A 23260-nucleotide genomic window follows, 5' to 3' on the forward strand; every position below is an offset into this window, starting at 1 on the left:
AGCAGCGCTACCTGGTTCATTACATAGGGCTTAAACACGGGGTGGGCTTGTTTTCTTCTCATTCCTTTATTGAATCATTGCTTTTTAAAAATGTAAAGGGGCTGTCCTCTACTTTTTGGACAGCCCCGCGGTGGAAATACTTTCAGGCGTCGATGTTTTAGTCTTCGGACCAGGTTTCGTCGGCGTCTTCTTCCTCATCTTCTTCGTCGAGGTCGAGATCTTCCCATTCATCCAATTCTTCCTCTTCTTCTTCCCACTCATCTTCGGTCAGAGGTTCGTCATTGGGTGTATAGGTGATACAGCCGTTGTCAGGATCGATTTCTACCGCAGCCGCGCTGCAGTAGCCTTCATCTAAGAAAGCGCAATCATCATAATGACAACGAATACGGGGCATAATTTCCTCCTGCGAAATAATTTCACCCTGAAGTTATTATTTATTCAGAGCAATAATGCAAAAAATGATGACCATAGAATAAGCATTCCAGAGCCAATTGTCAATGAAGAACTGGTCTCCTGGAAATCGAAACGCTATTATATCACTGATTAACCAGGTTTCAAGCGATGTGCTTCTAATACATTGGGCAAATTTTCAATTCGCGAAAGCACTTTACTCAATTGGCTGATATCGCCAATTTCCAAGACTAGACGAAATGTACCCATGTTGTGAGTTACTTTCAGGTTGATGTCTGAAATGTTAACCCCTTCATTGCTGATCACGTTGTAAATATCCCCCATTAACCCCTGGCGGTCATAGGCGCGGATTTCTACGGCGACAGAAAATGTCTTTTTGGGCTGACCCCAAGAGACCTGAACAATTCTCTCTTTATCATGCTCAGAGAGGCGCATGATGTTGGGGCAGTCCCGCCGATGCACCGTCGCGCCCCGCCCGCGCGTGATGTAGCCCACAATATCGTCACCGGGCGCGGGGTTACAGCAACGCGCGGTGGTCGTTAAAATCCCTTTAAGTCCAACAACGGTAACGGCATTCGAGTCTGGCCTGGTTGAGGGGGTAATATTGGCTTCAAGTAAGGCGTCTTTGTCTTTGTCCACCTCGCTGATCACGTTGATGATTTTTTTCAGCGAAAGATCACCGCACCCCAGCGCGGCATACAGGTCATCTTCGGACTTATATTCAAAGGAGGTGGTTAGTTTATCAAAATCAACATCAGGAATGCCCAGGCGGTGCAATTCTTTCTCCAGGATCAACTTGCCGTGGGCGATATTCTGATCGCGGTCTTGTTTCTTGAACCAGGCGCGAATTTTGGATCGTGCGCGTTGCGTTTTGACCAGCCCCAGATTGGAATTTAACCAATCGCGGCTGGGACCGCCCTGCTTGGCGGTTAAAATTTCCACCTGGTCGCCGGTTTTAAGGGCGTATTCCAGGTTAACCAGCTTGCCATTGATTTTTGCGCCGCGGCAGCGGTGGCCGATTTCGGTGTGGACGTGATACGCAAAATCGATGGGAGTGGAACCGGAGGGCAGGTCAATGATATCGCCGCGGGGGGTGAAGATGTAGACACGATCTTCAAAGACATCCGACTTCATTCCATCCACAAATTCCTGGGCGTCTTCCACTTCCTGGCGCCACTCCATTAATTTGCGAATCCAGGTTACCCGCTGTTCGTAAGAACGATCCGTCTTGATTTTTTCTTTATATCGCCAGTGCGCGGCAATACCAAATTCCGCGTTTTGGTGCATTTCTGTGGTGCGGATTTGCACTTCGAGTGGCCGTCCGTCATTGTAGATGACAGCCGTGTGCAAGGACTGGTAAAAATTATCCTTCGGCGCGGCGATGTAGTCATCAAACTCCTGGGGAATTGGCCGCCAGTGGGTGTGAATCAAGCCCAGGGCGGCATAGCAGGAAGGGATATCGGATACGATAATGCGTACCGCGCGAAGGTCCATGAGGGCCTCAAAGGGCTTGCCGCGGTCCTGCATTTTCTTGTAAATGGAATAGATGTGTTTGGGCCGGCCGCTAATCTCGCAGGCGATATTCGATTGATCCATCAAGGCTTTAATGTTGTTGATGATATCTTTGACAGTGTCTTCGCGAGATGTGCGCCGTTCTGAGAGTTTTTCCGCAATTTCTTTGTACTTATCGGGGTTGACATAACGGAAGGATAAATCCTCCAGCTCCCATTTGATGCGCCAGATACCCAGCCGGTTAGCAAGGGGCGCGAAGATATCGAGGGTTTCCTGAGCGACCCGGCGGCGCTTGGCCTCGGGCATGTAGCTGAGGGTTCGTAAGTTGTGAAGGCGGTCAGCCAGTTTGATGATGACAACCCGAATATCATCTCCCATTGCCACGAAGGTTTTGCGCAGCGTTTCGTTGCGCAAGTCTTTGCGACGGGATGAGCGCATCCCGGTTTCGGGGTAATCTTCATTCTCGTCTTCTTCATCTTCGTCCAGGATGCGGCCATTTTCCCGGGTTATTTGATCGCCGCGGGTAACATTGGGTAGGTTTGTCAGCTTCGTGACGCCGTCGACCAGGCTGGCCACCTCGTCGCCAAATTCTTGTTTGATGGTATCGAGGGTTATTTGTGTGTCTTCCACGGTGTCATGTAACAGGGCGGCTACGATCACTGAGGGGGGTACCGATAGCTCTACCAAAATCGCGGCAACTGCAACACAATGGGTAATATACGGCTCGCCAGATGCGCGTTTTTGACCGGCATGAGCCACCTCGGCAAATTTGTAAGCCCGGTTGATTAACTCGCGATCTACTGCTGTGTATTTTTCTGGCAGTGATTCAAGCAAGGTTTCGATTTTCATAAGGCAGCAAAGATATCCTTCTGAAGTTGTTGAATAAGTATAAACCCCACTTTTCAGTGGGGCAAGTCATCGAACAAGGAAATTGAAGTTCAGAAATACTTGGTCTTGCTGTATCGTGCGGGGTTTTCTCGCGGATTATTGCAAGACCTCCTGGCTGGTGAACGCGCGGATTGGCTCCATGTACGAAAGCGTTTCCTGGTCATCCGGGCTGAGCTGCTGTGTGAGAATGCGTGTGGTTAATTCTCCCAAGGCGGGGCCGAGCATAAAGCCCTGACCGCACATCCCAGCGAGGTGTAAGAATCCTTCTGTGTTGCGGCTCCAGCCGACAATGGGAAAGCCGTCGGGCGTCATGGGGTAAAGGCCGCGCCAGGTGCGCCGCACGCGGATGTGTTTAAGGCGCGGCATCACTTGAATCATACGCGAAGCAACCTGGGGCAGAAATGAGCTAGTTTCGCGGCTGTCGGTTCCCCAAATCTGCGGAGAGGGGGTTAGGCAGAATAAAAGCTGGCCGGTAACATGCTGGTAAAAATAGAAATTGCTGGAACCGGGCATGGGGCGGATGTCCACAATCATAGGCTTTAGAAACGGCGCGACTGGCTCTGTAACGGCTGCTTCGTGGGAATCAGGAAAAATTGGCAGATCTTCGCCAACAAGGGCGGCTATTTGTCGGGCTTGGGCCCCTGCAGCGTTGATGACGATTGGCGCGGCATAGTTACCCTTATCCGTGCGCACGCCAGTAACGCGGCCGCTGACCTGCGTAATTTCCAATACGCGCTCAGAGAAACGAAATTGAACTCCCTGACGCGCGCTGTGATCATAAAAAGCGGCTGCCATTTTGAGGGGAGAGGCAGAGCCATCTTTGGGTGAATACGTTCCACCGTGCAGACCAGCTGGGTTTAAGTCTGGCACGACTTCCAGTAGTTCTCTTGCGGGCAGCCAATCGATGTTTAACTGGTATTGCTTTTGTTTTTCCAAAAGTTGCTTGAGGGTGTTTTCTTCTTCGGAGCGGTAGGCAACAAAACAATAGCCTCCTTGCGCCCATTCGATTGAATCGCCGTAAACAGACTGCCAGGTGGAGAAGATTTCCAGCGAACGCTGGCACAGGCGAATTTTTGCGGGATCGGAGTGCGTGGCGCGAATACCGCCGATGGCCTTTTTATTCGATTGCTGGCCAACGGAGGCTTCCTGGTCAATGACCAGAACGTGGTAACCGGCTTTGGAAGCGTAAAAAGCGGCAGGTAGTCCAACAGAACCTGCACCAATGATGATGATGTCGTGTGTGGTCGTGTGAGATGGGTTCATTCGGTTAACCTGTTTGGATCGCCATCAAATAAGCCCAGGGGGGCTTCAATGAACAATGGGCGCTGAACCAGGGGGATGACTTCAGCGGCAGGGATGCCTTCTTCTTTGAAAAGCCGCATAATAAGGCTGGGGCACGTTTTTCCGCCGCAAGCGCCCATGCCGGCCCGTGTAACGGCTTTAATCTGGTTCATGTCGCGGCAGCCCGAACGGATCAGCGCGCGGATCTCACCGGCAGTAACGCGCTCGCAGCAACAAATGATGGTGTTGTCTTCCAGAGGCGGTTGTATGGTATCTGCTAGCGGCTGAGACGGTGTTTGCGCCTGAAAACCCGCAATTTGCGTAGCGATAGCCGCGGGCGCCTGAACCCTCAGTATCATGGTGCGGTCTGATGAGGGAATGGGGTGAATATCCTGGATTTGGAAGCTGCCAAGCGGGTGGCCGTTGGTGTCTAATACGGATATCCAATCTCCCGGCTGGTACCCTTGCGGATTGAATTCAAAAGGAATGGAAACAAAGGGTAGTTCAGCATTCTGCCGCCCATCCACGAGTGTGATTGCCAAACCCGGGCAGCCCGCCACGCAGCGCTCGCAAGCCTCGCAGCTCTGCTCATCCCCAATGTATTCGGGAATGGCGCGGATATTGCTTTCGGGGATGCGGATTAATTTATGCGGGCAGACCGCTGAGCAGGGGTTGCAGGGAATCTCTTGTGTGCAGTGGATGACCGGGAACACGCCTTTGATGGAGTTTATTTGCGCTTCAGGAACCACTTTTCCGGGCCGTGATTTGAGAATCTGGCTCATTTCTGACCACTCTTCTGGCACGGGCTGACTGGTTTTGTTCAACCAGCGGGCGATTTCCAATCCGCGGATTTTGCCGGAAAATATGGCAGCCGATGCTTCGGCTATTTCTTCAGCGTCGCCAGCGGCAAACGCTTTCAGGCCGTATTCAACGGCTTTGTGATAAAACTCATTTACCGGATCCAGCCCCACGGCAATGAGAACGCTGTCGCAGGCAAATGTTTTTTCCGTCCCGGCGAGGGGGTGGAATTGAGCGTCTACCGCGGCGATGGTGATCGATTCCACATGATCCCTTCCGTTGGCGCTCAGAATGGTGTGCGAGGTGTAAATAGGCACGCCAAAGCGGTGCAGCTTGTCAAGGTGAACTTTATAACCGCCGCATTGGCTGGCGGCTTCTACCAGACCCACAACTTCGATCCCGGCCTGAAGGGCATGGTAACCAGCGATGAGGCCAACGTTGCCGCCGCCGACGATAAACAGTCTCTGAGCGGGTTTAACCAAATCGCGGTTGACAAGGGTCTGAAAAGCTCCGGCTCCATAAACGCCGGGCAAGGTGTTGTTCTGGAAGGCCAGGAACTTTTCACGGGCACCGGATGCGACCAGGAGCACCTGGGGTTCAATGAGAACGTACTGGTTATTCTCTTTGAGCACGCCCACTTTTTGATCCGAAAACACGCCGACAGCGGTTGATTGGGTCCAAATTTCTACGGATGGATGGGCGCGTAATTTCTTCTCAAGGCGCTGGGCGATGTCAATTCCGCGCCGCCCGGCATAAACAGCACGGGTAGAGCCGAAGAAACGGTGGGTTTGCAGGACAAGCTTGCCGCCCAATTTCTGTTTGTCATCCACCAGCAGCACGTCTACGCCCAGGCTGCCCAATTCCATCGCAGCCGAAAGCCCGGCGGGGCCGCCGCCAATGATCAGCACTGTGATTTTTTTGGATTGGGGCGGAGAGGTGAAGCCTGATGGCGCGCCGGCCGGGGGAAGATCGGGCAGCCCGTCGACGGGGTTTACATCCATGCCGGGCTGAACCAGTTCCATGCAAGATTTCACTGGGCGTCCGTTGGCCAATACCAGGCACTGCGAGCATTGACCGTTGGCGCAAAAAATCCCCAGCGGGCTATGGTCTTTTGGGTGATGACCAAAAATGTGGATGCCGTGGGCGATCAGCGCAGCGGAGATTGTTTCGCCAGGGAGAGCTGTCAGCGGTTGTCCCTGCCAATAAAAGGTCAGTGTTTCTGGGCTTGGTGGGATGGACAAAATGGGATGTTGAGTTAATCGGTTGTTTGCCATTCTTTTTCAGTGATACTGCTTCTTATCGAGTTTTGTTTTGAATTGTAGCAAAAGTGGATCGGGGTCTCCTATTGCAATATAACCCATTTCCGCTAAATGATTGTCATATTGAAACCCGCAAAAATGACTTCATGATAGAATTAAACATTAAGTGATTATTATTTGATCTTTTTTCAGGAGGCGATATGAAACGGGTAGCAGTCTTGACCAGTGGAGGGGACGCGCCGGGCATGAATGCGGCTATCAGGGCGGTAGTACGCGCTGGTATCGCAAAGGGCTGGGAGATGTATGGGGTGCGCCTGGGATATAAAGGGCTGATTGAAGGTCGAATATCCCAGTTAGGCGTGCGCGATGTGGGTGGAATTATGCAGCGAGGCGGCACGGTTTTGGGCAGCGCGCGCTGTTTGGAATTCAAAACAAAAGAGGGACAGATTCAAGCCATCCGCTCCATGAATCAATTGGGGATTGAAGCCCTGGTTGTGATTGGCGGCAATGGTTCTCAAACTGGCGCGAACGCGCTGCGCTTGAATGACTTCCCGGTGGTTGGCGTTGCCTCGACGATTGACAATGACTTATTCGGGTCTGATATTACCATTGGGGTGGATACGGCCCTCAATATTGCTCTGGAGGCGATTGACCGCCTGAAGACGACAGCGTCTTCTCACCAGCGCGCATTTTTGCTGGAAGTAATGGGGCGCGATTGCGGTTACCTGGCACTGATGTCTGCGATTGCGGGCGGGGCAGAGATGGTAGTGATCCCTGAAGTTGAAACCGAACCAGAAGAGGTGGTGCAGGCCATCTGGAGGGCGTATGAAGCCGGCAAGGCTCACGCGATCATTGTGGTTGCTGAGGGCGCGAAATACAACGCCAACCGGTTGGCAGCTTACTGTGAGGAACATCAAGAACGCCTGGGGTTCTTACTGCGCGCCACTCAATTGGGGCATGTACAGCGCGGGGGGAATCCCGGCGCGTTTGATCGTATTCTGGCCACGCGCTTGGGCGCAGCAGCCATTGACCAGATTGAAAAAGGAGAGTACGGCGTTCTGATGGGATGGATAAAGAACGAAGCGACTGCGACGCCTCTGGAAGAGGTGGTAGCCAAGAAAAAGCCGCTGGATATGAAATTGTATGAATTGGCAAAAGTATTGGATCGCTAAGCAGTGTGCGAACATCAAAAAAGCCACGGACTTTTATGCGCCGTGGCTTTTTTTGTTATTTATTTCTGCTCATTCGTAAATAGGCTTCAATGAAGCCGTCCAGGTCTCCATCCAGCACCGCTTGGGAATTGCCCATCTCAAAGTTGGTGCGGTGGTCTTTGACCATCTGGTAGGGGTGGAGCACATACGAACGGATCTGGCTGCCCCATTCGGCTTTCTGATACTCGCCGCGCAGTTCAGCCATTTGTTTTTCCTGCTCTTCGCGATGTTTTTCCAGCAGGCGCGAGCGCAGCACGCGCATGGCGTTTTCGCGGTTCTGCAGTTGAGAACGCTCATTCTGGCAGGAGACGACAAGACCGCTGGGAATGTGGGTGATGCGGACGGCGGTGGCGTTTTTCTGCACGTTTTGGCCGCCGGCGCCCGATGAACGGTAAATATCGATGCGCAGGTCGTTTGGGTCAATCTGGATCGCATCGTCGTCATCGGTCACTTCTGGGAGGACTTCCACCTGAGCGAAAGAGGTGTGACGGCGGTGAGCGGAGTCAAAGGGCGACAGCCTGACGAGCCGGTGAACGCCTTTCTCAGCGCGCAGGTAACCATACGCGAACCGGCCATTGATTGCGATGGTCGCCGATTTCAGTCCGGCTTCTTCCCCTTCTGTGTAGTCGAGGGTTTCGGTTTGGAAGTTGTGTTTCTCTGCCCAGCGCAGATACATGCGTTCCAGCATACCGGCCCAATCTTGCGAGTCGGTTCCACCCGCTCCAGCGTGAATGGCCAGAATGGCGTTGCCTTTATCGTGACGGCCAGATAGAAGCGTGTCTAACTCGCGCTTTTCAATTTCCTTTTCAAAAATTAGTGTTTCCGCTTCCAACTCCACGCGCAGGGATTCATCTTCCATTTCCGCCAATTCAAGGGAATCGCGGATGCGGCGGTGAAGTCCTTCCCACGATTCGATTTCTTCGCGCAGCTCGGCGATCTTTTTCATCACCTTTTGCGCTTCATCGGGGGAATTCCACAAATCGGGATCCTCAGACCTGGCTTGCAGGCCTGCTAATTCAGATTTCTTTTTGGGTAAGTCAAAGATGCACCATTAAAGATAGGATGTTTGTATCACACACTTTAATGCGTTCTACAAGGTCTTGCATTTGAGTAACTCCTTATTAATTGTGGAAAATACCATTGACAAAGGCTTCGCGGTCAAAGTGTTCCAGGTCTTCGGGTTTTTCGCCCAGGCCAGCGTAAAGGATGGGCAGCCCCAGTGTTTTTTGAATGGCAAATGCCATCCCACCGCGGGCCGAAGAATCCAGTTTGGATAGAATGATGCCAGTCACCTGTACAGCTTCCTTGAAGGCTTTGGCTTGCTGTAAGGCGTTTTGGCCGGTGGTCGCATCTAAAACCAGCCAAACCGCGTGGGGCGCGCCGGAGAGGGCCTTGCCGGATACGCGATAGACTTTTTTCAACTCTTCCATCAGGTTATAGCGGGTGTGAAGCCTGCCAGCGGTATCAACGATCACATAATCAAAGCCGCGGGCAGCCGCAGATTGAATAGCATCAAAGGCCACCGCGCCGGGGTCTCCGCCAGGTTGGCCTGCCACCACCGGTAAATTGAGCCGCTCGCCCCACACCTGCAACTGGTCGACAGCCGCGGCGCGGTAGGTGTCGGCGGCGGCCAGCAGCACTTTCTTGCCTTGATTGGCAAATTGTTTTCCCAGCTTGGCCGCTGTGGTGGTTTTCCCCGATCCATTGACGCCAACCATCAGAATCACAAGCGGTTTTTGGTCGGGAAGAACCGGTTCGGGAATGGGTAGCAGGCGGTTGAGAAGCTCTTGTTTTAATACCTGGCTTAACTCTTCGGAGCGCGTAAGGCCATTTTCCACGACCACTTGTTTCAAAGCGCGAATCACATCGGTGGATGTTTCAATACCCAGGTCGGCCTGAACCAGAAGCGCTTCCAGGTCATCCCATGTGTTTTGATTAATTTCTGATACGCCCAAAAAGGCGCTGATGCGCCCAAAAGCAACTTTTCTTGTTCGGTCTAAGCCGGTCAGCCATTTATTAAACATAAGCACCCTGGTCAGTCTGAAATTATAACATTGGAGGACGGATTATTCAGCGATTCTGTCGCCAGCTGCCCGCAGCCAGCCTGGATATCAATACCGCGGCGCATGCGAATAGTGCAGGGGACCCCGGCTTTTTCGAGGATGGCGCGGAATGTTTCGGCTCTTTCACGGCCAGCCGCCTGCCCGGTGAACTGTCGCGTTGGGTTGAGTGGAATGGCGTTGACATGACAGAGCGTGCCTTTGAGCAGGGCGGCCAATTGGCGCGCCTGTTCGGGGGTGTCTGTCTGGTTTTCGATTAATGCCCATTCAAATGTAACCCGGCGGTGGGTCTGCTCAATGTAATAGCGCACAGCATCCATTAATGTTTCAATGGGCCAACGGCGGTTCACCGGCAACAAGGCAGAGCGGGTGGGGTTGTCGGCGGCATGCAGGCTGATGGCCAGATTGATCTGGCGTTTTTCATCCGCAAAACGCCTGATTTTGCTCACCAACCCGACCGTTGAAATGGTGAAGCGGCGCTCTCCCAGATTCATGCCCTGGGGGTGGTTCAGGCGGTCAATGGAATCCATTGTCGCCTGGTAATTGTGAAACGGTTCGCCCATGCCCATATAGACGATGTTGGTGACCTTCTCGCCCATTTTTTGTAGCTCGCGGGCATAATAAAGCACCTGTTCAATAATTTCGCCGGAAGAGAGATTGCGCTTGAAGCCCATTTGCCCGGTGGCACAAAAGACGCAGCCCATCGCGCAGCCAGCTTGCGTGGATATACACAAGGTACGGCGCTCGTCATAATGCATGAGGACGGCTTCAATGGCCAGCTGGTCTTCCAGTTTGAAGAGTGTTTTGACGGTTTCTCCGTCACTGGAGCGAAGCACGCGGTCGGGCGTGAGCGATTGGATGCTCAAATTGGCCTGCAGCTTTTGGCGTAAGCCCAGAGGAAGGTTGGTAAACTCGTCCCAGGAAGACCAGAGCTGCTGGTATAGGCCGTTCCAGATTTGAGCGGCGCGAAACTTCGGCTCTCCCCAAGCTTGGAGGAGTTCTGCGAGCTCTTCAAGCGAAAGGTCGTAAATCAGGAGCTTACGGTTGGTTTCCACTTCAGTCTTCCAACAGGGTTGCGATTAACTCTGACACATGATCACAGACCAGGTCGGGAGCCTGCGGCCAGGTTTCCAGGTCTTGCCGGCTGGTTACGCCGCTGAGCACCAAACCGGTGCGGCAGCCGGCGTTTTGGCCGGTGAGAATATCGGTGTCCAGCCGGTCGCCAACCACTAAAACTTCTTGCGGGGTAAGTTTGAGGTGTTCCAGCGCCATGTTTACCATTACGGGGGCGGGTTTGCCTGCATATTGAGGGGTGACGCCGGTGGCGATGGAGATAAATCCGATCATCGCGCCCGCGCCGGGTTGCAAGCCAAGAGGCGTTGGATAGGATGGGTCGGGGTTGGTGCCGACAAACATCGCGCCGTTATTAATCAGCAAGGTGGCTTTGGATAGTTTTTCATAATTCAGAGAGCGGTCCAAACCGGCCACCACGGCCAACACATTTTCTTCATTGTGATGAAAGCCCGCCTCTGCGAGGGTATTGATCAGGCCTTTTTCTCCAGCAACGTACACCGGACCCCCAGAGGGAAAATGTTTTTTCAGCAAATAGGCGGTGGCCATCGCCGAGGTAATGATTTGCTGTGGTTCCACCTGCACACCGAAGGTGAGAAATTTTTGAATGTACATCTCAACCGATCGGGTGGCGTTGTTGGTGGCAAAGGCATAACGGATGCCGTGCTGATCCAATCTTTTGAACAGGGCAGGTAAATCGGCAAGAGGGGTGTCCTCGCGCCAAAGCACGCCGTCCATGTCGAATATGATCCCTTTAATAGGAGGAGTGAAGGTTGGCATAATTCCCTTTACAAGTCAGGCCGGATAGAAAAGGATCCATCCGGCCTGGAAAGCATGCGTTCGTTTCCTGAAAAATTATTTTTCAGGCGGCGTCAAGACCTGATCGACCAGGCCATATTTCACAGCCGCGTCCGCGTCCAGATAGAAATCGCGTTCAGTGTCGCGTTCGATCACTTCCATTGTCTGGCCGGTCGCCTGGCTGAGAATGTTGTTGAGGCGCGCTTTGAGGCGCAGGATTTCGCGGGCCTGAATCTCAATGTCTGAGGCCTGACCCTGCGCGCCGCCCAGAGGTTGGTGCATGTGAATGGTGGCATGTGGCAGCGCGTACCGCTGTCCTTTGGTGCCAGCGGCCAATAAAACAGTGCCAAACGAAGCGGTTACGCCCACGGCCACGGTGCTGATTTTGTTGGGAATCATCTGCATGGTGTCGTAGATGGCGAGGCCGGCGTAAATTTGGCCGCCAGGCGAGTTGATGTACATTTGAATCTCTTTGTCCGGGTCTTCGCGGCTTAAGAAGAGAAGTTGGGCAACGATCAGGTTCGCAACCTGGTCATCAATGGGCGTGCCCAAGAAAATGATGCGTTCCTTCAGCAGCAACGAATAAATATCGTAGGCGCGTTCCCCACGGCCGGACGTTTCAATGACCATCGGGATGACGGAGTTAAAATTGTTCAGTGACATTTCTGCCTTCCTTGTTAAGACCCGAATTTGCCACATTTCGCGGCAGCGTTTTATTCTGCCGCGGGTTCCTGGTTTTCTTCGCCAGCAGCGGGCGTTTCGGGTTGTTCAACGGTAGAGGACTCAACTTCCTGATCGGCTTTGCCAGTGGCAATATCCTTTAGGCGGTTGAGAATTTGGCGGTTATACATACGGTTAGCGGTATCCATCGTGACGGCGCTGGCCAGGTCTTGGAATGCTTTGCCTTTTTTATATTTGCTATAATCGGGCATGGACTGCATTTCAAACAGAGTGCGAGCCACGGCGGTCTTGACTTCGTCGGGGTCAAGCTCCACTTTTTCCTGCTCGGCAATTTGTTCAAGCACTAAGGAACGCTCGAGACGCAAGCGGGCAGCGGGTTTGACTTCTTCTTCAATGAATTTTTCTTTGTCAGACTGGCGGATCTTTAAGTATGTATCCAGGTCCAGATTATTTTGCGCTAAATCTTGTTTGATCGATTCGAGGACGTGCTCGATTTCATGATCAAGGAGCTGCGGAGGGTATTTGACTGTGGAGTTCTTGACGATGGTCTGATCAAGCAGGTCTGCCATAAAATCCTGGTCGTACTGCTGCTGGCGGTCTGCTTCCATTTGCGTGCGAATCTCAGTTTTCAGCGCGTCCACCGAGTCAAATTCGCCAAGGTTCTTGACGAATTCTTCGTTGACTTCGGGCAGGTTAAGGACTTTAACGCTCTGAACCTGAATGGTGAAGTCGATGGCTTTGCCCTTCAAACGATCGGAGGCGAAGTCTTCGGGGTAGGTGTAGTGAACAACTTTTTCTTGCCCTTCTGCCATCCCCACCAATTCTTTCGTGAAGCCGTCATATGGCCAATTATCCGGGCGCGTTTCATTACCGCCCACAATCAGTTCGGCCGGGGTTTCATTGAAGACAGGAGCTTCATCTTCGGCGGCATCCACCAGCTTACCGGTGATTTTCACAAACACCAAGTCGCCTTCCTGCGCCGGGCGGTCAACTGGTTCCGATTCGGCGTAGTTCTGACGCAGGTTTTCGATGACTTTGTTAACATCATCATCGGTTACAGCTTCCAAATTGTATTCTTTGCGAATAGAACGGTAATCGCACAGCTCCACACTGGGTTTGAGGGGGATCAGAAAATTAAATTTCGGAGGATTGATGCTGACGATCTCTTGCAAAGTGCCGGGGGCAGAAGGTTCCAGCGCGGCTTCGTCCAGGAAGCGCGGGTAGTATTCCTCAACAATCAGTTCAATGGCCTCTTGCTCGATAGCCTGCTCACCGTAAAGGCGCAGAACCACTTCGTAGGGGGCTTTTCCAGGGCGAAAGCCAGAGATTTTGGCTTGCTTGGAAATATTGCGGGCAGCCCGGCGCTTAAATTGCTCCAGGACTTCACTGTCCAGTTCGGCGGTAAGCAGAACTTGCTGGTCATCACGAAATTCTTTTTCGATTTTCACGCTCTATCCTCGTCTTAAATTTTTTATCGCTGTTGGTAGGGAAGGAGGGGCTCGAACCCTCACGCCTGTCGGCACATGATCCTAAGTCATGCCTGTCTGCCAATTCCAGCACTTCCCCGTTCAGCGGCATATTTATAAGCAAAGGGTATTATACCAAGAAGTGAAACAGGCGTCTATCAATTGTACTCACTTGTTCATAGTTTGAATCAGCCCGGAGAGGATTTGCTCCGGGCTGAAAAAAACGTTTTATATTGAGATTGTTACAAAATGGGAATTCCCAGGAGAATCTGGGTAATGCGGCCAATGGTCTCGCGCTGGCCGGTGTAATACCAGATTTGCATTTGCTCGCTCACGCTTCGCAGCCCGTTAGGCCCTCCCACACTTTGTCCCTGGCATTCCAATTCGCCAAAGCCGCCCAACGCGCCGTCATCGTTGTAGACATAGACGGATTGGCCGTTGATTCCGGGGCGGGTGGGCGGTTCTTCCGCGTATTCCGCGGAAGGATTGTTAAAATAATTACGGACAATCAGGGTCGATGACTGCGGGCTGGTGTGGATGATATAGCCTAAACGACCGGTCAACCCGGCGGCGTAGTAGGCCAGCTTGAACTGATGGCTGCCGGTCAGCTTGACCTGGGCGTAACCGGGATGGTTGTACAGATACGGTTCGGCGACTGGGTTGCGGTAGAACTCAACCATTTCGGGAATGCTGGTTGGGATGAGCAGGTCGCCGCCGGGTTGAAGCTGCATGAGGGTCCACACGGCACTGTAGATGGGATTAGGGTCTTCGTCCACCAGAGTGAAGGCCTGTTCAAAGCCACCGAAGCGGTAGGCTGGTTTCAGTTCCGGGTAAATGGGCAGCTTGCGAAGCGGGTCTGCGGCGATGCGGATTTTTTGTTCCAGATAGAGCCGTTTTGTGCCCGTCGCCAGTATGCGTGTATCCATTTGAATGCGTTGCGACAGCCGAAATTCCGTGGAGGAAACTTGCTCCAGCGAGTAATTCCCCGGGTCCAGAGCGGCTGGGAGCGAATAAGAGCCGTCGAAATCAAACCGGTTGCTGATGTGAAACTGCAGCTCGGGGGAAATCCAGGCGCGGGTGCCGCCAACATTCCATTCTCCGCGTTCGATTAACGCTTGAAATTGCCGTGGATCGTTAAAGGCCTGGCTCATCCAGCCGATGGAGGGCGTATCTTCATCTATAAAGGGGCCAAAAATGCGGCCACCGCGCTGCCACAAAATAATAGAAAGTCCGTCTTGGAGGGTCAGCTGCGAAAATGGAAGGCCGGCTTCTTGCAGGCGCTGTTTGACAGTGTGCAAATTGATGCCAGATGGGGTTTGCGTTCTCATGGCAGAATTATTCTCCTGAGGCAGGGTAGACCTTTTCTGGTGGGTTGCGGTGTTTGGGGCGCTCGATCAGTTCAATGGTGACACCGATGGCGTTTTCGGTGTTCAGATAGGCGTAATGCCCATCGCCGTCCAGCCCAAAACCGGAGCCGTCTTGAATCATTTCCAGACCGGCTTCGGCGGCCTGGGAGAGGGCGGTTTGCATATCTTCAACCAGCACACCAAAGTGATGCACGCCGTAGCCGTGCTGGTCAATGAAATCCTGGTATATTGTCTGGCCTTCTTTGGCCTCAATCAATTCAACGCGCATAGGACCAAAATAACCCAGGGCAACGCGGAAACGATGCTCGACAGGCTGGCCGTGGTAAGTCATTTTTTTGACCAGCGGCGGTCCGTAAGTGTAAAAATGCCATTCATTGATTCCGAACAATTTTGAATAATTATCAACCGTCTCTTCCAGGTTGGAAACGATCAATGCCACCTGGGCAATGCCATTTTTCAAAAACGGTAAAGGCAACTTTGGTTGCGGGATCATCGAAACCTCCTGAGGGATGAAGGAATCCTGCCCTCATCCCATAAAAAATTCTAGCATGAGCGCGGAATCAGACCGCAGATTGGTGAAGCATTTCGTCCTGCATTTTTCGCAGCTGGTAGACAAATTTGGAGGTGTCGGGGGCAACGGCGTCTTCGGTGAGCGGTGTGCCTTGGGGAATGTCTTTGAGAATGGTCGCACCCGGAGCGATGCCCATTGGGATGGCTTTCATGGCACGGGCGTCTTTGTAGGTGTAAATGCGGTTGAAGATATCCGCGCTGCCAATGCCGCCGATGACTTCACCGGCTTTGAGATCACGTTTGGCAACCGAAACAACCTCTGATACCATGTCTTTGGCTACCACGGTGGTTTCACCGTAGATGGCGGCTTCGGCCACAGCTAATGGCGTTTCGATGTTGCAGAGATGGAAGGGACGCAGGAAGAGATAATATGGGCCGTTGCCCATCGAGACAAAGCGCAGGTCAGCGTGAATGCGCGGGTCATCGGTGGTGACAATGGCGAAAACGCCGGGGGCGATGTTACCGGTGGAGTAATCTACGCAGCCGCTCTTGGAGAGCACGCCGCCGTCTTTTTGCGGGATAAAGTGCTTTGTCAGATCGGGCAGGTCCACTTTGGGACCATGCATACCGGGAATATCGGGAACCAGCCCTGTGGCGTTGGAGACAGCGGCCATCTCGACCATTGTTTTTGTGCCGTCCTTGAAAGACGCCAGCATTTTGGGGTTCATGTTTTTGCTTTCAGCTTCGGCGCGGCAGGAATCAGGGCTGGCTTCGTAATTGATAACGTTATTCTTTCCCTTGCCCAGGCAAACAACTTCGAAACCCATACTGGAAGAAAAGTCGTAGAGCATTTTACAAACGGCTGGCTCGTCGCCGGCGGCAACGGTGTAGACGCAGCCGGTTTTCCGGGCCATGCGGCTGAGGAAAACGCCCACGGTAACATCGGTCTCCACATTTAACATGGTGATGTTCTTTTTATTGAGGATGCAGTTCCAGGCAACTTGCGCGCCAATTTCGGTGATGCCAGTGGCTTCCACAACCGCGTCGATGTTGTCCAGGCGAGTGAGCAGTAATGCGTCTTCGGTTACCAGATATTTGCCTTTGCTGAGGGCATCGGAGGCGACGGCGTAATTGGACGTAACCACGATTTCAGAGCGCGGGATGCCAATAGAGATAAATGTCTCAATGGGCCGTTCGGGGTTCACGTCGGCGATTGCGACGGTTTCCATGCCAGGCATTTTGCGGGTGATGTGGACCATGCCAGAGCCCATCTGGCCACAGCCGACAAGCCCAACGCGAATCAATTTTCCAGCGTTCTGGAGTTTTAATAAATGTTGATATAGTTCCATTGGAATGACTCCATGATTAAAAATTTATTCCTTCGAGAGTTTGCGAAGATTTGCCAATTCTCTGAAGTTGGGTTTGATGTTGTTGTAAACATTTTTGAAGAGGCCAAAATATTGCATATAGCGCTCGTGGTTGGCGGCGATGGGTTCCAACGGATCGATATACTCAGCCCAATCGCGCGCGATGGTGAAATCTGTAAACACCCCGGTTGAGACACCTGCCAGGATGGCATCTCCAAAGGGAGCACCGGTGCGGCGGTGGGTGAGAACAGTTTCTATATTGAAAACATCGGTGATGATGCGGCGCCACAACTGGCTCTTGGCGCCACCTTCATTCAATACCAGGGGATATCGGATGGGGATGCCTGCGTCTTTGATCAACTGGAAGGAATCGTACAGCGCGTATGCGACGCCTTCCATCGCAGCGCGAATGAGGTGGCCTTTGTGATGGTTCAGCGAGAGACCGAAGACCACGCCGCGGGCATACACATCCCAAATGGGCGTGCGCTCGCCCATTAAGAAAGGTAAAAAGAGCAACCCTTCAGAGCCGACCGGCACTTTTTGGGCTTCGAGGTTGAGCAGATCGTAGGAATTGATGCCCATTGTGCGCTCGGCTTCAATTTCCAGAGGGGAGTAATTGTCGCGGATATAGCGCAGCGTTTGCCCACCGGTGGTTGTGGTGGGGACGGTGATGTAGGTGTTTTCTGAATCTACGGTGTAGGCGAAATTGATGGAGGAGGCGCCAATCTCGGTGAACATAAAGCCGGTGTCTTTGAAGATGACGCCAAAATTACCGCAGGTGCCCAGGTTCATCTGGATGTCGCCCGTTTCAATGGCGCCGCCGCCCAGCCAGCCCGCGTTGCAATCCACCTGACCAGCCGCAACGGGCGTGCCAGCCGCCAACCCGGTTTGTTCTGCGGCAGCGGTGGTTACTTCTCCGACAATGTCTGTGCAGCGGTAAATGGGAGGGATCAGGTCGGGGCTGATTCCCAGTTTATCGAGGAAATCCTTTTTGAATCCACGGCCTAGAATATCGTAGGCCACACCGTAAAAGGCGGCCGCTGAAAGGTTGACGGTGGCTTTGCCCGTCAGTTTGAGGGTGACGTAGCCGTCAATGGTCAGCGCTTTGTCAATGCGCTTGAAGTCATCGGGGCGGTTGCGCTGTTCCCATAACAAGTTGACGAGTGAAGGGTGGTCATCGAGGCGATTGGCTGTGAGATTGAAAACTTCATTCTCGCCGAGGTTCTCTTTGATCCATTCCACTTCGGTCAGGGCGCGTCGGTCCATCAGATTGTAGGCGCGGTTGACCGGCTGGTGGTTTTCATCTACCATCACCATTGAGGGCAGCGCGGATGAAACGGCTACGCCGCGGATCTCTTTGGGGTTGACCCGGGATTCGGCTAAGGCCATGCGAATCAGGCGGCAGGCAGCATCCCAATAGCGGTGAGCATCGTGCTCCGACCAGCCAGGCTGGTCCGTGTAGATAGGATATTCTTCAAAGGCAAAGCCTAAAACCTGGCCTTGTGTGTCGATGATGCAGGCTTTCGCGCCTCCTGTGCCGAAATCGATTCCTAGCAGAAAATCAGCCATCCGGTTCGCTCCTCTTGTTTTCGTCAATTGCGCAGCAGCATCTCGGCTGTGCGGTCATCGGTTACCAGAACATTGATCAATTTCGCGCGCAGCGCGGCGCGAATGGCAATCCATTTTTCTTCGCCGCCGGCCACACCGATCACCCGGGAGATGCGTTTGACCTGGTGTAGTTCCAGACCAATAATGCGGTTGTGGATGGGGTCTTCGATCCGCTCGCCATTTTGATTGAAGTACTGCAGGCAAATATCTCCAATGGCGCCTTTTGCAACCAGACGGTCGACTTCTTGCGGGGTAAAAATTTCATTTTGCAACACCGCTGAATCCGGGGAAAAAACGCCCAGCCCAACCACGGCAATCTGCGCGGCAGCGGCCATACTCAGTGCTTTTGAAACCGCGGGGGCATTGATCAGCGCGTTGCGAACTTCCGGTGAATTGACAACACCGGGCGCGCTGAGAATGATAGGCCTGGCTTCAAAGGCCTGGGCCATCCGGCGAGTCAAATCTACGCCATTGATTTCAGCGTCTGGCTGGCTCATGCCACCTAACATCTGCACCACACGGATGGCCGGCCAATGTTCAGCGGGCAGCGAGTCTACCACAGAGAGGAGTGAGCTGCCCCAGGTAAGTCCAATGACCTCATCTCCCTTGATGCTGCGAACCAGCGCTTCGGCAGCCAAAGGTCCCAGCGCGCGGATGACACCTTCACGATTGTAGGAAGGGGGAGTGGTGGTAATGACTTCATCGATGCCATATTTTTTCTCGATGGCGTGTTCCAGGTCTGAGCGGCCGTCTTCAGGGGCGGACAGGCTGATTTGAACGATCTTCTGTTCTCGGGCCTGCTTAAGCATACGAGACACCTTGATACGAGACAAACCAAGCCGCTTGCCGATTTGCTTCTGGGTCAATCCGTCTTCGTAATATGACTTGGCAATTTTATACAGGATGCGCTGCTGGTCTATTTCGTCGTACATAAGCTTCCGTGAATGAAAATATTTTCAGTATTGAAAATCTGTTTAGATCATACCAAACCCACAGTCTCAAGTCAAGTGAACATTAATGATCATGTGATCATATTGGCTGGAATGGTTGATTTGGAAACAGGACGGCATCTGTGGTTGCAATTGTTTATGTATGGTTATTGGAAATTTGGGTACTTGACATGCATTTTACAATATGTTAATATGCTTATGAACAATTTTGCAAATATGAAAATATTTTCATTAAATGTTCATTGCTGAAATTAACGCACCCAATTATTGGTAATCCCATCTTTTTAACCGCTCAACTTTATCCACCGAATGGATCTTGCATGGCGAAACTAACCACCAAAGAAGAAATGCGGCTGCTGAGCAAGGTTGGAAAGCTCTATTATGAAGAAGGGCTTACCCAAAATGAGATCGTCGACAGGCTGCAGCTGTCTCGCGCGAAGATCTCTCGTCTCTTGCAGGCGGCTCGTGATCGTGGGGTGGTTCAAATCATGGTCATTTCGCCTCCTGGAATTTACCCAGATTTGGAAATGCAAATTGAAACCCGCTACCAGTTGAAAGAAGCCATTGTGGTCGAAGTAACCGAGCCAGAATCGTCTGAATCTGTCTCGCGTGAACTGGGCGTAGCGGCTGCCAATTACCTTCAGCGCATCATTCGTGAAGATGAAACGCTGGGTGTTTCGTGGGGAACCACGCTGAGCCACATGGCTGCATCTCTGCAGCCAAATATCTTTCCTGAAGCGCAGGTGGTGCAATTATTGGGCGGTTTAGGCGCACCCGAATCGGAAGTGCATGCCACCGATATTTGCCGCCGCATGGCGCGTATGTTGGGCTGCCGGCTGACATTGATGCCTTCACCGGGAATCGTGGACCGCCAGGAGATTAAAGATATTATTCTCTCGGACAGTCATGTTCAAAAAGCGTTTGACAGTTTCAGAGATTTATCGACCGTTTTTCTGGGGATTGGCGCGCCAAATGACCAATCGGTGATGCTGACCTCGGGGACGATCTTAACCCAAAAAGACTTGCAGGAACTGCTCGAGTGCGGCGCGGTTGGGGATATTGCGCTGCGCTTCTTTGACAAGTTTGGCCAGCCTGTGCGCTCCGAGTTGGATTCGCGGGTAATTGGCATTGGATTAGACCAGTTATGCAAAGTGGATCGGGTGGTTGGAGTAGCCGGTGGTAGTCACAAGGTAGAAGCCATTTTGGGGGCGCTGCGCGGAAAGCTGGTCAATGTTCTCATCACTGACCAGGTTACGGCTCGGCGCTTGCTGGAGCCGTTTGGAAATTTCAACGGTGCGCGTGGCAGGAATTAATGTGTGATTTTGCAACACAGGTTGCTTAAAACAAGAAATCAATTGTATGAGGAGAGGTAAAAAATGGCCAAAGCGACATTGGGTTTGATTGTTGGTAACCGGGATTTCTTTCCCAGCCGGTTTGTAACGGAAGGAAGAAATGATTTGCTGCAACTGTTCAAAGAAATGGACATTGAGGCGATTGTCATTGATGAGAAAGAAACCAATCTGGGCGGTGTTGAAACCCGCTCGGAGGCAAAAATTTGTGGCGAATTGTTCAAAAAGAATATTGACAAAATCGAAGGTGTGCTGGTCATTTTGCCCAATTTTGGAAATGAGCTTGGTATTGCTGAAACGCTGCGAATTTCTGGCTTGAATGTGCCGGTGTTGGTGCAGGCTTATCCGGATGATGTGCAGAAAATGAGCCTGGAAGGCCGGCGCGATTCTTTCTGTGGCAAGTTCTCGGCCTGCAACGTTTTGCGCCAATATGGATACGCATATTCGCTGACTGCCAATCACACTGTTCACCCGAAGTCGGAAAGTTTCCGCAAGGACCTGGAAAAATTTGTGGCGGTCTGTAAAGTGGTCAAGGGCCTGAAGAAGGCCCGCCTTGGCGCGATCGGCGCGCGCCCGGACGCCTTTAAGACGGTGCGCTTTAGTGAAAAACTGTTTGAACGCTCCGGAATCAGTGTTACCACGGTTGACCTCTCGGAGATTATCGGTAATGCCAGCCGCTTGAAAGACACCGATTCGCAAGTTGTGAGCAAGCTGGATGAAATCAAGAGCTACGTCCCAACGCAAAAAGTACCGGCTGCCTCGCTGTTGAAAATGGCGAAGTTGGGTCTGGTAATTGAGAATTGGATGAATGATAACGAAATCGATGCCACTGCTATACAGTGCTGGGAATCGATCCAGAAGAATTACGGGGTCAATGTTTGCGGCCTGATGAGCATGATGGGTGAAAAACTATTACCGAGCGCGTGCGAAGTGGATGTGGCGGGCGTTTTGGGTATGTATGCTTTGACCCTGGCTTCTGGCAAACCCAGCGCGCTGGTGGATTGGAACAACAATTACGGCGATGACCCGAATAAGTGTGTGCTCTTCCACTGCGGCAACTTCCCCAAGTCTTTCTATGACGACAAAGTGGAAATGTACCTGGCAGATGTTCTGGGGACGACTTTGGGTAATGAAAATGTGTACGGCGCTCTGGCGGGCCGCATTCCAAGTGGACCTTTGACTTACGCGCGCGTCAGCACCGACGATGTGAACGGAAAAATTCGCACTTACTTTGGCGAGGGCCGCTTTACGGATGATGAGCTCCCGACCTTTGGCGGCCGCGGCGTCATCGAAATCCCCAATATGCAGACCTTGCTGCAGAACCTTTGCAAGGGTGGGTTTGAGCATCATGTCGGTATCAGCCGATCTCACGTTGCGGGTGTTCTGGAAGAGGCGTTTGGCACGTATCTAGGATGGGAAGTTTACTATCACAAAGGATAGTGGACTGGATTAGATACGCCTGCTAACCTGACGATCTTCCGGTATGAAAGAACCATCACGGTTAGAGGAGGTGATAATAAGGTTAGGAAGCGAGAAGAGAGAACCTTAAGAAAATGCAGTCAGTATTTGGCTGCAGAGCTCAAAATGGAGCGAAGCAACAGCTTTCTGAATTCTCTACCAATAAAGAGGAGATCTCAACAAATGAAGAAGCTTTTTGGAATTCTGAGTGTTTTGATCATTGCTGCTTTCATTCTCGGCGCATGCGCACCGAAAGCCGCTGCCCCGGCCGCCGACGATGGCGAAAAGAAGATCAAAATCTGTTTTGTTTTCCAGGACCTGGAAACTGAATTCTGGGTAGCCGGCCACAAAGCGATCACCGAAACCCTGGCCAGCAAAGGCATTGAAGTTTTGGAGCGCAATGCTAACGAAGATGCCAACCGCAGCTTGGAAATGGTTAAGGACTGCATCACCCAGGGCGTCGACGGCATCATGCTGATCCCGCAAGATGGTGAAAGCGCTGTGAATATCATTGGCGTTGCCAACGAAGCCGGTATTCCGATTGGTATCTTCAATCGCCCGCCTTCCAATGATAGCAACCCTGCGATCGTGATTGTTGCTGACAACGAAGCCATTGCTGAAGACGCTGTTGAATATATGGCGCAGCAGGCTCAGAAACTTGGCCGCCAGGTTACTCCCTTAATCATGGTTGGCGATCTGGGTGACCCCAATGCCGTTGGCCGCCGCCAGGGCTTTATGAATGTCATCGAAAAATACCCTGATCTGTGGACGACCGCTCCGATCGAAGTCCCGACCAAATGGGACGCCGCTGTTGCTCAGGCTGGTCTCGAGAACGCCATGCAGGCGAACCCGGATGTTGACTTCCTGTTCACTTCTTCTGACTTCATGTTCCCGCTGATCCAGGGCGTGTTGGAACCGCTTGGAAAATGGGCGAAAGTTGGAGAAGAGAACCATGTGATCATGGGTGGTCTGGACGGTGATGTGACGGCCTGCCGCTTACTGAAAGAAGGTTGGATTGACGCGACTGGTGTGCAAGACCTGTATTTCGAAGCTGACTCTCTAATGACCGCGATGCTTTCTTCCATCGCTTTGGGTGAGAAGACCCCCGAGAACTGGATTGACGATCCTGGTTTCGCTTTGACCGGTGGAAACCTGGCCGAGCGCGAAATGGATATGTGGGGCTGCAAACTCCTGGCTGAGAAGTAAGCGCAGCTA

19 protein-coding genes and 1 tRNA gene are annotated in these 23260 nt (G+C 52.4%); 4 read left to right on the forward strand and 16 right to left on the reverse strand.

Annotation, left to right across the window (positions count from 1 at the left end):
• Positions 1-157: 157 nt before the first annotated feature.
• The 4 genes from ADN00_RS14925 to ADN00_RS14940 form a co-directional block, all read right to left on the reverse strand.
• On the reverse strand, positions 158-394 hold the full coding sequence (locus ADN00_RS14925) for a hypothetical protein (RefSeq protein ID WP_075063805.1): 237 nt from the start codon (positions 392-394) through the stop codon (positions 158-160).
• A gap of 149 nt (positions 395-543) precedes the next feature.
• Complete coding sequence (locus tag ADN00_RS14930) at positions 544-2772, reverse strand: RelA/SpoT family protein (RefSeq protein WP_075063806.1); 2229 nt, start codon at positions 2770-2772, stop codon at positions 544-546.
• 135 nt (positions 2773-2907) lie between these two features.
• Positions 2908-4074, reverse strand: a complete 1167-nt coding sequence (locus ADN00_RS14935) for an NAD(P)/FAD-dependent oxidoreductase (RefSeq protein ID WP_075063807.1) — start codon at positions 4072-4074, stop codon at positions 2908-2910.
• Positions 4071-6164 (reverse strand): FAD-dependent oxidoreductase, encoded by a 2094-nt coding sequence (locus ADN00_RS14940; protein ID WP_075063808.1) that lies wholly within the window; start codon positions 6162-6164, stop codon positions 4071-4073. The genes ADN00_RS14935 and ADN00_RS14940 overlap by 4 nt, the downstream gene beginning before the upstream one ends.
• Before the next feature lie 185 nt (positions 6165-6349).
• Between ADN00_RS14940 and pfkA the strand changes: the two genes are divergently transcribed.
• Positions 6350-7321: a 6-phosphofructokinase gene (gene pfkA / locus ADN00_RS14945; protein ID WP_075063809.1), complete on the forward strand. Its 972-nt coding sequence runs from the start codon at positions 6350-6352 to the stop codon at positions 7319-7321.
• 55 nt (positions 7322-7376) lie between these two features.
• On the opposite strand, the gene prfB is transcribed toward pfkA, so the two are convergent.
• The 12 genes from prfB to ADN00_RS15005 all read right to left on the reverse strand — a co-directional run bounded on the left by prfB (position 7377) and on the right by ADN00_RS15005 (position 19220).
• A protein-coding gene (gene prfB, locus ADN00_RS14950) for a peptide chain release factor 2 (protein ID WP_236691523.1) occupies positions 7377-8466 on the reverse strand; the annotation gives its coding sequence in 2 pieces (ribosomal slippage) (positions 7377-8399 and positions 8401-8466; 1089 coding nt in all).
• 15 nt (positions 8467-8481) lie between these two features.
• Positions 8482-9384 carry a signal recognition particle-docking protein FtsY gene (gene ftsY / locus ADN00_RS14955; RefSeq protein ID WP_201781208.1) on the reverse strand — a complete coding sequence of 301 codons (903 nt, stop codon included), beginning with the start codon at positions 9382-9384 and terminating at the stop codon, positions 8482-8484.
• 11 nt (positions 9385-9395) lie between these two features.
• The gene (rlmN, locus tag ADN00_RS14960; RefSeq protein WP_075063812.1) at positions 9396-10475 is read right to left on the reverse strand and encodes a 23S rRNA (adenine(2503)-C(2))-methyltransferase RlmN; all 1080 of its coding nucleotides are present in this window, start codon (positions 10473-10475) and stop codon (positions 9396-9398) included.
• A 1-nt stretch (position 10476) separates the two neighbouring features.
• Positions 10477-11271, reverse strand: coding sequence for an HAD-IIA family hydrolase (locus ADN00_RS14965; protein WP_075063813.1), 795 nt, complete (start codon positions 11269-11271; stop codon positions 10477-10479).
• Positions 11272-11346: 75 nt separating this feature from the next.
• Positions 11347-11952, reverse strand: a complete 606-nt coding sequence (locus ADN00_RS14970; RefSeq protein WP_201781209.1) for an ATP-dependent Clp protease proteolytic subunit — start codon at positions 11950-11952, stop codon at positions 11347-11349.
• A 50-nt stretch (positions 11953-12002) separates the two neighbouring features.
• Positions 12003-13418, reverse strand: a complete 1416-nt coding sequence (gene tig, locus ADN00_RS14975) for a trigger factor (protein ID WP_075063814.1) — start codon at positions 13416-13418, stop codon at positions 12003-12005.
• A 33-nt stretch (positions 13419-13451) separates the two neighbouring features.
• A tRNA-Leu gene (locus ADN00_RS14980) sits at positions 13452-13536 on the reverse strand.
• A 142-nt stretch (positions 13537-13678) separates the two neighbouring features.
• Entirely contained in the window at positions 13679-14764 is a 1086-nt protein-coding gene (locus ADN00_RS14985; protein ID WP_075063815.1) for a hypothetical protein, read from the reverse strand.
• A gap of 7 nt (positions 14765-14771) precedes the next feature.
• Entirely contained in the window at positions 14772-15296 is a 525-nt protein-coding gene (locus ADN00_RS14990) for a VOC family protein (protein ID WP_075063816.1), read from the reverse strand.
• Between the two features lie 67 nt (positions 15297-15363).
• Positions 15364-16662: an NAD(P)H-dependent oxidoreductase gene (locus ADN00_RS14995; RefSeq protein ID WP_075063817.1), complete on the reverse strand. Its 1299-nt coding sequence runs from the start codon at positions 16660-16662 to the stop codon at positions 15364-15366.
• Between the two features lie 24 nt (positions 16663-16686).
• On the reverse strand, positions 16687-18249 hold the full coding sequence (locus ADN00_RS15000; RefSeq protein WP_075063818.1) for an FGGY-family carbohydrate kinase: 1563 nt from the start codon (positions 18247-18249) through the stop codon (positions 16687-16689).
• Positions 18250-18272: 23 nt separating this feature from the next.
• Positions 18273-19220 carry a sugar-binding transcriptional regulator gene (locus ADN00_RS15005; protein ID WP_075063819.1) on the reverse strand — a complete coding sequence of 316 codons (948 nt, stop codon included), beginning with the start codon at positions 19218-19220 and terminating at the stop codon, positions 18273-18275.
• Between the two features lie 338 nt (positions 19221-19558).
• Here ADN00_RS15005 and ADN00_RS15010 point away from each other — a divergent pair, with 338 nt between their 5' ends.
• From ADN00_RS15010 to ADN00_RS15020, 3 genes are all read left to right on the forward strand, one after another.
• Positions 19559-20551, forward strand: a complete 993-nt coding sequence (locus ADN00_RS15010) for a sugar-binding transcriptional regulator (protein ID WP_075063820.1) — start codon at positions 19559-19561, stop codon at positions 20549-20551.
• A 63-nt stretch (positions 20552-20614) separates the two neighbouring features.
• Positions 20615-22027, forward strand: coding sequence for an L-fucose/L-arabinose isomerase family protein (locus tag ADN00_RS15015; protein WP_075063821.1), 1413 nt, complete (start codon positions 20615-20617; stop codon positions 22025-22027).
• A 201-nt stretch (positions 22028-22228) separates the two neighbouring features.
• Positions 22229-23251, forward strand: coding sequence for a sugar ABC transporter substrate-binding protein (locus ADN00_RS15020; RefSeq protein WP_152966377.1), 1023 nt, complete (start codon positions 22229-22231; stop codon positions 23249-23251).
• The last annotated feature ends 9 nt before the right edge of the window (positions 23252-23260 follow it).

Origin of the sequence: Ornatilinea apprima (assembly GCF_001306115.1) — a bacterium.
Classification (GTDB): domain Bacteria; phylum Chloroflexota; class Anaerolineae; order Anaerolineales; family Anaerolineaceae; genus Ornatilinea; species Ornatilinea apprima.